12 protein-coding genes are annotated in these 12,774 nt (G+C 37.6%); 1 reads left to right on the forward strand and 11 read right to left on the reverse strand.

Features of this window, described 5'->3' with window-relative positions:
* Positions 1-32: 32 nt before the first annotated feature.
* The 9 genes from AC1PJ9_RS14245 to ppk1 all read right to left on the reverse strand — a co-directional run bounded on the left by AC1PJ9_RS14245 (position 33) and on the right by ppk1 (position 7,898).
* Positions 33-269, reverse strand: coding sequence for a hypothetical protein (locus AC1PJ9_RS14245; RefSeq protein WP_311087620.1), 237 nt, complete (start codon positions 267-269; stop codon positions 33-35).
* A 244-nt stretch (positions 270-513) separates the two neighbouring features.
* Complete coding sequence (locus AC1PJ9_RS14250; RefSeq protein WP_311087621.1) at positions 514-690, reverse strand: hypothetical protein; 177 nt, start codon at positions 688-690, stop codon at positions 514-516.
* 579 nt (positions 691-1,269) lie between these two features.
* Entirely contained in the window at positions 1,270-2,322 is a 1,053-nt protein-coding gene (locus tag AC1PJ9_RS14255; protein WP_311087622.1) for a dipeptidase, read from the reverse strand.
* 16 nt (positions 2,323-2,338) lie between these two features.
* The gene (gene pqqE, locus AC1PJ9_RS14260) at positions 2,339-3,493 is read right to left on the reverse strand and encodes a pyrroloquinoline quinone biosynthesis protein PqqE (RefSeq protein ID WP_311087623.1); all 1,155 of its coding nucleotides are present in this window, start codon (positions 3,491-3,493) and stop codon (positions 2,339-2,341) included.
* Positions 3,490-3,774, reverse strand: coding sequence for a pyrroloquinoline quinone biosynthesis peptide chaperone PqqD (gene pqqD / locus AC1PJ9_RS14265; protein WP_002049970.1), 285 nt, complete (start codon positions 3,772-3,774; stop codon positions 3,490-3,492). The genes pqqE and pqqD overlap by 4 nt, the downstream gene beginning before the upstream one ends.
* Positions 3,771-4,529, reverse strand: a complete 759-nt coding sequence (gene pqqC / locus AC1PJ9_RS14270; RefSeq protein ID WP_000195110.1) for a pyrroloquinoline-quinone synthase PqqC — start codon at positions 4,527-4,529, stop codon at positions 3,771-3,773. The genes pqqD and pqqC overlap by 4 nt, the downstream gene beginning before the upstream one ends.
* Positions 4,530-4,537: 8 nt before the next feature.
* Positions 4,538-5,449, reverse strand: a complete 912-nt coding sequence (gene pqqB, locus AC1PJ9_RS14275) for a pyrroloquinoline quinone biosynthesis protein PqqB (RefSeq protein ID WP_311087624.1) — start codon at positions 5,447-5,449, stop codon at positions 4,538-4,540.
* 75 nt (positions 5,450-5,524) lie between these two features.
* Positions 5,525-5,599 (reverse strand): pyrroloquinoline quinone precursor peptide PqqA, encoded by a 75-nt coding sequence (gene pqqA, locus AC1PJ9_RS14280; protein ID WP_001982218.1) that lies wholly within the window; start codon positions 5,597-5,599, stop codon positions 5,525-5,527.
* A 223-nt stretch (positions 5,600-5,822) separates the two neighbouring features.
* Positions 5,823-7,898, reverse strand: a complete 2,076-nt coding sequence (gene ppk1 / locus AC1PJ9_RS14285; RefSeq protein WP_311087625.1) for a polyphosphate kinase 1 — start codon at positions 7,896-7,898, stop codon at positions 5,823-5,825.
* Positions 7,899-8,205: 307 nt separating this feature from the next.
* Between ppk1 and AC1PJ9_RS14290 the strand changes: the two genes are divergently transcribed.
* Entirely contained in the window at positions 8,206-9,987 is a 1,782-nt protein-coding gene (locus AC1PJ9_RS14290) for a bifunctional metallophosphatase/5'-nucleotidase (RefSeq protein ID WP_311087626.1), read from the forward strand.
* A gap of 74 nt (positions 9,988-10,061) precedes the next feature.
* Here AC1PJ9_RS14290 and AC1PJ9_RS14295 read toward each other — a convergent pair whose 3' ends face one another.
* Together AC1PJ9_RS14295 and AC1PJ9_RS14300 are read right to left on the reverse strand one after the other, a co-directional pair.
* Positions 10,062-10,463, reverse strand: coding sequence for a Fur family transcriptional regulator (locus AC1PJ9_RS14295; RefSeq protein WP_311087627.1), 402 nt, complete (start codon positions 10,461-10,463; stop codon positions 10,062-10,064).
* A 140-nt stretch (positions 10,464-10,603) separates the two neighbouring features.
* Positions 10,604-12,565, reverse strand: coding sequence for a TonB-dependent receptor plug domain-containing protein (locus AC1PJ9_RS14300; RefSeq protein WP_311087628.1), 1,962 nt, complete (start codon positions 12,563-12,565; stop codon positions 10,604-10,606).
* Positions 12,566-12,774: the final 209 nt, after the last annotated feature.

The raw sequence follows: 12,774 nt of genomic DNA on the forward strand, positions 1-12,774 counted from the left end.
TTTCTTTTATATTCATGCTAAAACCAAATTGTTTAAGAGTTTAAGACCTTAAAAACTTTACCTGTTCTTGGATGAGCAAAAGTATTGTCTTGATCTAAATTGATGACTTTGTCTGAAATCACAATCTTGGAAAGCGGTAACCAGTTTTGTTCTATTGCAGTTGAAGCCAAACTTTTTTCAAGTGCATTTTCAAAAATTTGCTCTACCACAATTTCCATACCACACATACTTTTTGCATTAACTTCTTTTAAAATATGACGTTTAGACATTTTAGTCTCCATTTTCTTATTCTTAACATAAAAAATAATAGAGTTTGTTTTGCTACAATGTGTAAAATTTAACATTTAAAGTGTTCTTTTTGTTTTATTAAATATGTCTCAAATAATTAAATGAATGATAAAATTTTATATAACATGAAATTTATTTTTAAATTAACTTATTAGTCTTATTTTTATTTTAGATAAAGTTAATTTTAAATATTAGAAGGGTTCACTGATGAACCCTTATGAAGTTCTAAACTTGTACCGCATTATCGAGTGAACCATCATCTTTAACTTTGTTATTATCTTTGTTAATTAATGAGTCAGTGTCACTACCTGTGCTAAAGCTCTTACTATTTTTCTGCTTCTTCTTGTACACGCACATGCCAATAGCAATACCTGTTCCTAGTACTAAAATTGATTTTAACATTTTGCACCTCTTCAGTTGACGGAGAAACTTTTGAGAAATCAACTTAAATTAATAGCACATTCTTTGTTATTTAAGGGCTTTGATTTGAACCGCTTTTGTAAGGTATTTAATTTTTATGTTAATTGAAGAGTGTAATAGTTTCAAAAATAAATTTTGATACAAAGCAAAAAGCCTATTCTAAAAATAGAATAGGCTTTCTACTGTATTTCAGGATTAAGCAGTATTATTAATTGCTTTAAGCAATCTTATTTATCTTTAAATACAATTCCAATGTATTTAATGCTGAACTTTTAGTCAAGATGGGAAAGGGATCATTTGCAATTAATTGGTCATTCTTGTGATGAGATTCACATTTTATAATTGAGCAATAAAAAACGCCCATTTCTACTTCTCATAAAGAAATGGGCGCACGTGAAAACCACTAAAGACCTGAAATACCAAATGTTCTTACATTTAGTAATATCGATTCTAATTAATTTACCGAATGGTTGACAATTAAACCATTTGTACTTTTTTTAGTCATTTCGGCCAATAAAAAATGCAAAATAATTCGCTATTTTCAATATGTTTAGCAATAAATTATTTACTTAGAATGCGATTTAGTACGGTTAACCAGTTAGAAAAACAAATTTTTTCTATAGTCTCATTTGAATAATGCCTTTTTTGCATTGCTTCAATGAGTAGTTGTAGCCCCCTCACATCTTCAATTTCATGGCTAATGAGTGCTCCATCAAAGTCGGAACCAAAACCGACATGATCTTCCCCCATTTGATCTATTAAATATTCAAGATGCTCTAAAAGTACATCAATGGATGTGTTGGCATCACGTTGCCCGTCTTTACGTAAAAAAGCCACATCAAAATTTACCCCAACTATGCCTTTAGAGTCTCTGATCGCTATGAGTTGGTCATTTGTTAGGTTTCTGGCTTGTGGACATAAAGTATGGACATTCGAATGAGTCGCAACAATCGGCTGTTGAAGAATGTTAGTTGTATCCCAAAAAGCTTGTTCATTCATATGGGAAACATCAATCACCATTTTTTTATCAGCACAGCGCTTTATAAATGTTTTGCCCTCGTGTGTAAGGCCAGCTCCCGTGTCGGGTGAATGGGGAAACTTAGCATTTAAACCATGTCCAAAACGACTGGGTCTATTCCAAAGCGGCCCAATGCTACGAAGTCCTGCATCATAAAATACATCGAGTAAATCTGGATTGTGCTGTAATGCTTCGGCGCCTTCCATATGCAATACAATGGCTAGCTTTTGTTTTGCTAAACAGTGCTGAATATCCTGAACAGTTGTGCAAATTTGAATATCGTTAGAATATTCAACCAGTTGTTTTGCTAAATCGAGTTGTTCCAGACAAATTTGTTCAATTTGCTGCTGTGTGAAGTCAGATGAAGTTTGGTCAAAAAGCTTATTAGGATGGTGCTGCTGAACATAGGCAAAAGGTGGCAAAAAAATAGCAAACATACCGCCAACAAAGCCTGCTTCTTGACAGCGTTTTAAATCGAGATGCCCCGCTAAACGGTCATGAATAAAAGCTTGAGCAGGATCGCGATGATCGCTTAACCAAAGGCGCGTTAGTGCATCGTTATGACCATCAAAAACAGGAACTGAGCCATGATTCATATTTACGTACTCACCGCTATTCATCTGCAATATTTTGAACAGGAATATTTTGCTGAACCGTAAATTGCTTTGAATTTTTAGTGTTACGGAACACCAGTTTTTCTAGAGAGGAATCGAGTTCGCTCTCGGCACGCGCTTTTTCAATCAGCTGATGATATGGCGATTTACCACAAACAGGGTCTGCATTGCTTGCATCGCCTGTTAACATATAGGCTTGGCAACGACAGCCACCAAAGTCGCGGTCTTTATCTGGACAACTACGACACCCTTCTGGCATCCATGCATCGCCACGGAAGTGATTAAAACCTGTAGACTCATACCAAATTTTTGATAGGCTTTGTTCACGAACATTTGGGAAAGAAATAGGCAACTGTCTAGCGGCGTGACAAGGTAAAGCCATACCATCTGGCGCTACCGTAAAGAAAATTTTACCCCAGCCATTCATACAAGCTTTTGGTCTTTCTTCGTAATAGTCAGGGACTACAAAAATAAGTTTGCAAGGATGATTTTGCGCTTTTAACTTGTCGCGATATTCATTGGTAATACGTTCGGCACGTATGAGTTGTTCTTGTGTTGGTAATAAACCCTGACGGTTTAAAAATGCCCAACCATAAAACTGACAAATTGCTAACTCAACTGTATCTGCATTAAGTTCAAGGCAAAGCTCGATAATTTTATCAATTTGGTCAATGTTATGCCGATGAATCACAAAATTAAGAACCATCGGATAATCATATTTCTTAACAAGTCGGCACATTTCATACTTTTGTTCAAAAGCATGTTTTGATCCTGCCAAAGCATCATTAACAACTGGGTCACTTGCTTGAAAGCTAATTTGAATATGGTCTAGGCCAGCTTGTTTTAAATGAGAGATACGCTGTTCGGTAAGTCCCATGCCTGAGGTAATGAGATTGGTGTAGAACCCGAGTTGGTGTGCATGTGCCACAAGCTGTTCCAGATCTTGACGTACTAAAGGTTCACCACCTGAAAACCCGAGCTGTACAGCACCCATTTGCCGAGCTTGATCGAAAACGTCAAACCACTCTTGAGTAGTCAGTTCATTTTTGTGCTGTGCGTAGTCTAAAGGGTTCGAGCAATATGGACATTGTAGCGGACAACGATACGTTAGCTCCGCTAGTAGCCATAGTGGTAAACCAACACCATTAGTCATATAAAATCAATCCAGTGCTGTTGCTGTGCAACTAACATGTAATCAATAACATCGTTGTCAATTTCAGCTATATCGCCAAATTGTTGCTTGAGCTGGGCAATAATGGCAGAGACATTATTTTTCCCATCAATATATTGTCCAATGGCCCCTGCACTTTCATTTAATTTGATCATGCCTTCAGGATATAAAATGACAAAGCTATTTTGAGCAGGCTCAAATTGAAAGCGGTAACCTTGTCGCCATGTAGGCACAAGATTTACATCAAATTGTTCTTTATTCATTTAAATAGTCCTTTGTGCCATACCCGTTCTTGAGTCACGCTATGATATGGTGCTTCGTTGTGTACGTATGCCAGTGTTAAGGCATCTAAAATGCTCCATAAAATATCCAGTTTAAATTGCAATATTTCCAGCATTCTTTGTTGTTGTTCATGTGTGGTAAATGAATCAAGCGTGATTGTTAAACCATGTTCAACATCACGGCGTGCTTGACTTAAACGAGAGCGGAAATATTCATAGCCCTTGTCATCAATCCAAGGGTAATGCTGTGGCCATGACTCAAGTCGTGACTGATGAATTTGAGGCGCAAATAGCTCAGTTAAAGAGCTGCTTGCTGCTTCGCGCCATGATGCACGGCGTGCAAAATTTACATAGGCATCTACAGCAAAGCGAACACCTGGTAAAACCAATTCTTCGGAAATCACTTGCTCACGACTCAAGCCTACAGCTTCTGCTAACCGTAACCATGCTTCTCGTCCACCGCCGTCAGGATATTCGCCATCTTGGTCAATCATGCGCTGAATCCATTCCTGACGTACGCGCTGGTCTGGGCAATTTGCCATGATCGCGGCATCTTTGAGTGGAATATTGATTTGATAATAATAGCGATTTGCAACCCAAGCCTGAATTTGTTGTTGAGTGGCTTTACCTTCATACATCATCACATGAAATGGATGATAGATATGATAATACTGACCTTTATCAATAATGGCTTGTTTAAATTGTTCGGTTGTTAAAGCTTCAGGTGTTTGAGTCATAGCGCACCTTAGAGTTCGATCTGCATGCCATCATAGGCAACTTCTACACCATGTGCTTTTAGTTCAGCAAATTGAGCAGAGTCTTCATTTAAAATCGGATTGGTATTGTTAATATGAATCAGCACTTTTTTGGGTGTATTGAGTTGGTTCAAATAAGACAGTGAACCGCCTTCCCCACTAATATATAAATGCCCCATTTCACGGCCAGTTTTTTTACCTACACCCGTTTGTTGCATTTCATCATCGGTCCAAAGTGTACCGTCAATCATGACACAATCTGAATTTTGCATAATCTGCATGATTTGATCGTCAATCTTTCCAAGCCCTGGCGCATAAAACAACTGTTTTTGTGTTTTGTGATCTTTGATGATTAAGGCAATATTGTCGCCCTCATGCGGGTCATGGCGATGTGGCGAGTATGGCGGCGCAGCGCTTTGAATAATTAAAGGTAAAAATTCTAAATTTTCGAAACCATCAATTTTAAAAGCTTGTTTAGGATTAATTTCATTGTATTGAAGACCGCCATTCCAGTGCTTCAACATATTAAAGACTGGAAAACCTGTGGTCAGGTCTTGATAGACCATTTCTGTACACCACACATTCAATGGACAGCCTTCACGTAAAGTTAACAGTCCAGTGGTATGGTCAAGCTGGCTATCCATTAAAATAACGTTGGTAATGCCCGTGTCACGTAATTTACGCGCAGGTTGAGCTGCTTTAAAGTCAAATAATTGTTGGCGGATATCTGGTGATGCGTTTAATAAAATCCAGTCTATGCCGTTTTCTGAGATCGCAATTGAAGATTGAGTACGTACTTTGGCATTAATCGTACCTGTACGCACACCATGACAATTAGGACAATTACAGTTCCACTGAGGGAAGCCGCCTCCAGCTGCTGAACCTAAAATATAAATATACATAAAATTAATATCTTATTAGAAAGACATAAGCCCTAGAACAAAACTAGGGCTTATGACAGATTTGAATAGAAATAATTAACGTGCTTCAAAGTACATTGTTACTTCAAAACCAATACGTAAATCAGTGAAAGCTGGTTTTGTCCATTGCATAAATTTTTCTCCAGTTAGGATTAATCTTGTGAAATGAATCACTTGATCAAATCTTATAAAGCAATTAAAAATTTATTCTAATTAAAAATGTCACATTTGTAGATAAGCTTGGCACAAGATATTGTTCGATAATTGTGTTTTTTGTCCAAATTTTAATAACTCCTTATCAATTAAAGGCGATTAAAAAGTCATAGCAGATGTATATTCTGCTATGACGGGTGTTTTACACGGCTAAGTTCATTAAGTGTTGCTGCGCAATATAAAGCTCTTGCCCCTCTTTAGGCTGGCATTGCACCCAAGTTCCATCGGCTTGTAGCTCCCACGCTTGACGATTATCTTTTAGATAATTGTTTAGCCCATCTTCAATCACTTGTTTCTTTAATTTTTTACTTTCGATTGGGAAGCAGGTTTCGATACGCGAGAACAAATTACGTTCCATCCAGTCTGCACTAGCGCAAAACACTTTTGTATCACCATCATTATAAAAATAGTAAACCCGAGTATGTTCTAAATAGCGTCCAACAATTGATCGTACTCGAATATTATCGGACAACCCTGCAACTTGTGGTCTTAAACAGCAAATTGAACGAATAATTAAATCAATTTGTACACCCGCTTGGGAAGCTTTATAAAGCGCGCTAATGAGCTGTGGTTCAGTAAGCGCATTCACTTTAATGATGATATGTGCCTTCTTGCCAGCAAGACGATTTTTAATTTCCTGCTCAATAAGCTCTAGCAACTGAGAGTGCAAGGTAAAAGGTGCATGAAAAAGTTTTTTAAGCTTCGCCATTTTGCCCATACCAGTCAGTTCTTGGAAAATCTTATGTACATCTTCACAAATTTCAGCATCACTGGTAAGCAGGCCAAAATCGGTATAAATTTTGGCATTCACCGCATGATAATTGCCTGTACCTAAGTGGACATATCTTTTCATTTTGTCTTGTTCACGGCGAACAACCAAAATCATTTTAGCGTGAGTTTTATAGCCAACAATGCCATATACCACAACCGCGCCTGCTTCTTGCAACACGTTGGCTACTTCAATATTGGATTCTTCGTCAAAACGTGCCCGTAACTCAATGACCGCAGTAACTTCTTTTCCATTACGCGCAGCTTCTGCAAGAAGTTGAACAATTTCCGAGTTGGCACCACTACGATACAACGTCTGTTTAATAGCCAAGACATTTGGATCTTGTGCAGCCTCACGAAGGAACTTGATAACAGGTGCAAAAGAGTCAAATGGATGATGAAGTAAAACATCACCTGCTTTTAACACATCAAAAATTGGCTTTTTGCTATAGAGAAGTTTTGGTAAAACTTGTTGATACGGTTTATAGCGTAAATCTGGCAAATCAAAGTTTGAAATAAAGCGGGCTAAATTGACAGGACCATCGACGTAATAAAGATGTTCGGCATCTAAATCAAATTGTTCTAATAAATAGTTAGCAATTTCTTCAGGACATTTTTTTGCTACTTCCAAACGAACTGCTTGACCAAAACGGCGTGAAGATAACTCACCTTTTAAAGCAGCTGCCAAGTCTTCTACATCTTCTGAAACGGTTAAATCGGCATTTCTGGTCACGCGAAATTGATGACACCCTGTGGCTTTCATGCCGGGGAATAAATCGGAAATGTGCTGATGAATAATAGCCGAGAGCAAAATGTAATGCTCTGCACCACCAGAAATATGCTCTGGAATTTTAACCAGTCTTGGTAAAGAGCGCGGTGCCGGCACAATAGCTAAATCAATTTGGCGTCCGAAAGCGTCTTTACCTTCCAAAGTCACAATAAAATTAAGGCTTTTATTGACCAATCTTGGAAATGGATGCGCAGGGTCTAAACTAATTGGAGTAACTACAGGTTGTACTTCTTTAAAAAAGTACTCTTTAATCCAATCTTTATGCTTTTCTAATATATCGCCGTGCTGAATAAAGTGAACACCATAACCTTGTAGCTGTGGCAACAACGTATAATTTAAAATGTTATATTGCTCTTCAACGGCTTCATGCGCATTTTTCGAAATTTGCTTTAATACTTCTGCTAATGGCAAACCTTCTGGCCCAATTGCTTGACTCATTAGGCTAATTTTCTGGATTAAACTCGCCACACGGATTTCAAAAAACTCATCCAGATTACGCGAAAAAATAATTAAAAAATTTAAACGTTCAAGTAATGGGTGTTCAATATCTTTTGCCTGAGCAAGCACTCGCTTATGAAACTCTAATAAAGAGAGTTCTCTATTAATATATGTCTCTAAATTATGCTGGTTTGAGCTAGATAAAGTAGGTAATGATGTCATTCTTGACTCTTATAATTGATAAAAAGTGAACATGAATAAAAAAGATTAATTTAATAATGTATAACCGATTTTATTCACCGGACATTTTGTAACTGTTTTATTGCAAATTCATGAATTTTTTATGAAAACCTTAAAAATTACGATCTGTTTTAGCGCCTTATCTATTTCCTTTTGATCATGCTTATCTACCACCATCTTAGCATTATTTTTTTAAAGATCATCTGATTTTGCTTAAGATTTAATTTTCATCAAATATTCACACAGTATGCGTATTTTTTATGCATCTTAATTCACCAATTGATAAAAAATGATGACTTTAAATATATTATTTAAGACAACATCTTTATGTCTGGCGATGGCTTTACTAGCCGGTTGTAATGATAACAATGACAATGATTCAAATATATCTACACCCCGAAGTAATCAGACTGTCGATATTTTAGCTTTTAATGACTTTCATGGAAATTTAGAACCACCTAAACGCTACGTTGATGCAGCTAACCCAAATGATGCATCTCAGACAGTACGTATTCCAGTTGGGGGTGTGAGTTACTTTGCAGACGCAATTAAGAAACTTAGAGCTCAAAATCCCAATAATGCTGTTGTTTCAGCGGGTGACTTAATTAGCGCTTCCCCACTGACTTCTTCACTATTTTTAGATGAACCTACCATTGATGTCATGAATGATATTCAAATTGACTTTAATGCAGTGGGTAACCATGAGTTTGACCGCGGTACTGATGAGTTACGTCGTTTGCAAAATGGTGGCTGTCAACAATATACAAGTACAGCACCCTGCCAAATTAATAAAAACTTTAGTGGTGCAAAATTTAATTTCCTTGCCGCTAACGTCGCAATGAAAAACGATGCAAGTAAAACGATTTTTCCAGCCTATAAAGTCAAAAATTATGGCGGAATTCCGGTTGCATTTATTGGTTTAACGCTTAAAGCAACTCCAAGTATTGTGTCTGCGGCTGGTATTAAAGACGTTGAATTTCGTGATGAAGCAGATACGGTAAATGCCCTAATTCTTGAACTACAAAAACAAGGAATTCAGGCTTTTGTGGTGGTTGTCCATGAAGGTGCAGCACCAAGTACTAAGCTTAATCAAAAAACATGTGATGGTTTAAGTGGGCCTATTTTAGGTATTTTAGATCGCTTAAATCCGGCAGTTGATATTGTTGTTTCAGGTCACACGCATCAATCTTATATTTGTGACTATGCAACTAAAAACCCGGCTAAACCATTCTTACTGACTTCAGCTGGTCAATATGGCACACTGATTACCGATATTAAGATTGAGCTAGATGGTAAAACCGGTGACATCATTAAAAAAGATGCTAAACAAGTTCCGGTTCAAAGTGAGGCCTATACTTCAGGTACCACCACTGTAAACCTTACAGATCTTTATCAAAAATTTAGTAAGACACCAAGTATTGAAGCGATTTTAGATAAATACCGTCAAGCAGTAACGACTATTTCTGGGCGTGTGGTAGGAACATCTACTGCCGTTGTGAGCCGTACTCAGGCTGAAAGTGGTGAAAGCCCGCTAGGCGATATGATTGCTGATGCACAGCAAGCCTCTGCTCTTAAAGCAAGCGATCAGGGTTCGGACTTTACACTCATGAACCCAGGTGGTGTACGTGCCGACCTACTGATTAACAGCAGTAATCAAATTACCTTTGGTGATATTTTTGCGGTTCAACCTTTTGGTAACTCTATTGTGACACTAAGTTTGACCGGTAAACAAATTCGAGATGTGCTTGAGCAGCAATGGACGGGTGGAAATGCAAGCTCACCTAAAATTTTACAGCCGTCTAAAGAGTTAAGTTATCAATATTCAGCAAATACAACAGCTTCACCGAGAGCAAGCAATATTATGATTGCTGGTTCCCCATTGGTTGACACCAAGGTATACCGTGTAACAGTCAATAGCTTCTTGGCAGATGGTGGCGACAACTTTACGGTGTTAAAGGATGGCCAGAACCGTGTTGGTGGTGGTCAAGATATTGATGCCTTTGAGAGCTATGTTGCTAAAAATTCACCGTTAATTATTCCGGCTACGACCCGAATTAAAGTCATCAAGTAATTGATTGAGTGACGTATAAAGGACAGTACGAAGCTGTCCTTTATTTTTTTATATGAAAATTTAGAAGGGATTCTTTATTCAGTATAGAGATTAAGTTCTACACTGCTGATGTCTGCTCCAGTATTTGCAAAAATAATATCCATAACTTCGTGCAATAGTTCCTTCACTTTTTCATGTTCAAAGCTTGAAGTTTCGGCTGTTTTTAAGCAAATCAGATTACAACTCATTTTGTCTTTTCTGAGTTTATAAATACTTTTACTTTTTCCCAAAAACACTCTTTTGACGAGTTTACGATTTTCAAATTCAGATAAAATTCGGTAAATAGTTCCTAGCGTAATTTTATATTCATTTTTAAGTTGTGCATAAATACTATCTGCACTTAGGCCATGTGGGTTCTGATTTAAAATTTCAAAAACATGTATTCTCGATTTTTTTATCGGTAGTCCATTTAATAATGATTTTGATATTGTCGTCATGTTAATTAGCCTTAAAGTTTAGAAATATAGAAAGTTTTAAAAATTATTTTGTCTATATTTACCTGAAAATTATGGGTATTTACTCACTAAAAAGCTCAAAGCCTATTCTCCTATGAATAAGCTTTGAGTCTAGATTTAACTTAGAAACTATAAGTCGCTTTCACAAAGTAATTGCGGCCATAAAGTTTGGTATTAAAGGTTTTGTTTTTATCTTCCAAGTCAACATCGGTCAGGTTTTTTACACCGTAGTCCAGTGTTAAACGTGGCGTAATAGGAGATGTAAACGTGACGTCATAGGTCGTATAAGCTGGTAATTCTTTAGTCGCTGAGTACATTTGTTTGCCGACATAACTCACGCCTGCATTTACACGAAAGTCTTGAACTGGTGCCCAAGAAATAGAGCCATTGGCAAGCCATTCTGGTCGTTCGGTTAAGTCTTTACCTGTAGTTTTGTTTTTTGCATCTAAGTATGTTGCGTTTGCCTTAACACCTAAATTGTCAGTGAAATCATATCCACCGTTGAGTTCCACACCTTTCAGTTCTGCGCGGCTCACATTGGTCCAGATTTTTCTAAAATCACCTACTAAACGCGGATCACCATCACTTAAGGTAATGGCTTCAATTAAGTTCTTTACATCGTTTTGGAAAACGGTAACACCGGCATTCCAGTTTGGACGGGTCACAATTAAGGATGCTTCATAGTTTGTGCTTTCTTCGGGTGCTAAATCTGGATTACCTCGAATGTGACAGCTACCACCACATGAAATCATCGAGTAGTTAATATCTAGCTGAGCAGGCGCTGGAACTTTATAAGCTTGTCCCACACCACCTTTAAGGATGACTCCTTGAGTAAGCTCATAGGCCAAGTAGGCTTTACCAGTCGTTTTACCATCAAAGTCATCAAAATCGTCATAACGCCCCCCTAATGTTAGGGTAAGTGCATCATTAATATGGGTATCGTTTTGCACAAAAATGCCGTAGCTTTTTTGCTGATTTTTTCCAGTACCGATATAACTCACAACGTCTGTAATTTTCTGGTCTTTATAATCGAAACCAGCAGTCGTGTTATTCATGAGCCAGTCAAAGTTGGCAAAAGCACGGCCAATTAAATTTTCTTGTTTATAGTGACGGCTTTGAGGGGCATCGTACTCACTGTCATAGTCATAAATTTTGGCTGTTTCTTTACCAATATAAGCTTCTGTTTTACCCCAAGCCCATTTACCACGGTGAGCAATGCCTACATTGGTTCGCTTCATTTCAGATTCTTGAATGGATGTCGCTGCATCTTGTGTAAGCGGGCGCTTATCGTTGTTATAACCTAAATCTAGATCTAGAGTTTGCTGATCATTAATGTTCCAACTTAAAGTACCATTTACATTCTTGGTGTCTTTTTCTACAAAATATGCACCGTCCGGATCTGGTTTGCCTTTTCTATACCACGCATCACGGTTATAGGCATCACCTGCCAGAGTGAAACTTAAATTATCGGTTAAACCACCATATAGGTTAAATCCATAACGGTACTGGTTTTTACCATCGCCTCGATCTGCTCGGTTATATTGACCAAAAATAGAACCATGTAATTGTCCATCTTCTGCTTTTTTAGTAATGATGTTAATGACACCGCCCATGGCATCTGCGCCATAGAGTGATGACATAGGCCCACGAATCACTTCAACACGCTCAATGCTATTTAAAGGAATTGCGCTCCAGTCAAAGTCATTACCTCGCCACATGGCGCCATTAGATGACATGCGTTTACCGTTTAAAAGAATTAAGGTGTAGTTCCCCGAGGTATTCAGCATTCCCCGTATAACGATTTTATCTTGGCCACTGTTATAGTTATAAACCCCAGCTTGTTTTTGTAAAACATCGGCAAGGCTAAGTGCCGCGCTACGTTCAATATCTTCACTTGTGATTACACTAATTGATGCGGGTGCTTTATCTACATCTTGTTCTTTTAAAGCAGCAGAAACCACAATAGTTTTAAGTTTTTGAACAGGTTCATTTGTGCCCTGTTGCCCAATATCTATATTTGCTTGGACTGCGAATGGAAGCAGTGTTGAGAGAGCGACCACCAGCGCCTTTTTCGTTAATGTCATTTCTCGGTCCTTATACTTTATAACGATTACCATATGATAATTGTTATCATTTATGATGTGCCGAGCATGATAGCCCCATGACTTTTATTGTTCAAGATAAAAGTAATTATTATTTATATAATGATAATCATTATTGTTTGTTTGGTTTAAAAAAGTTAACATTGCAATTTGGTATGCCTAAAAACCTATTGAAAACAAGCTTAAAGTAG

The sequence above is a fragment of the Acinetobacter sp. 70_2 genome (genome assembly GCF_056736115.1).

Coding starts and splice junctions, on each gene's coding strand:
- AC1PJ9_RS14245 (WP_311087620.1), bottom strand. CDS start 269: ATGTCTAAACGTCATATTTTAAAAGAAGTTAATGCAAAAAGTATGTGT.
- AC1PJ9_RS14250 (WP_311087621.1), bottom strand. CDS start 690: ATGTTAAAATCAATTTTAGTACTAGGAACAGGTATTGCTATTGGCATG.
- AC1PJ9_RS14255 (WP_311087622.1), bottom strand. CDS start 2,322: ATGAATCATGGCTCAGTTCCTGTTTTTGATGGTCATAACGATGCACTA.
- pqqE (WP_311087623.1), bottom strand. CDS start 3,493: ATGACTAATGGTGTTGGTTTACCACTATGGCTACTAGCGGAGCTAACG.
- pqqD (WP_002049970.1), bottom strand. CDS start 3,774: ATGAATAAAGAACAATTTGATGTAAATCTTGTGCCTACATGGCGACAA.
- pqqC (WP_000195110.1), bottom strand. CDS start 4,529: ATGACTCAAACACCTGAAGCTTTAACAACCGAACAATTTAAACAAGCC.
- pqqB (WP_311087624.1), bottom strand. CDS start 5,449: ATGTATATTTATATTTTAGGTTCAGCAGCTGGAGGCGGCTTCCCTCAG.
- ppk1 (WP_311087625.1), bottom strand. CDS start 7,898: ATGACATCATTACCTACTTTATCTAGCTCAAACCAGCATAATTTAGAG.
- AC1PJ9_RS14290 (WP_311087626.1), top strand. CDS start 8,206: ATGATGACTTTAAATATATTATTTAAGACAACATCTTTATGTCTGGCG.
- AC1PJ9_RS14295 (WP_311087627.1), bottom strand. CDS start 10,463: ATGACGACAATATCAAAATCATTATTAAATGGACTACCGATAAAAAAA.
- AC1PJ9_RS14300 (WP_311087628.1), bottom strand. CDS start 12,565: ATGACATTAACGAAAAAGGCGCTGGTGGTCGCTCTCTCAACACTGCTT.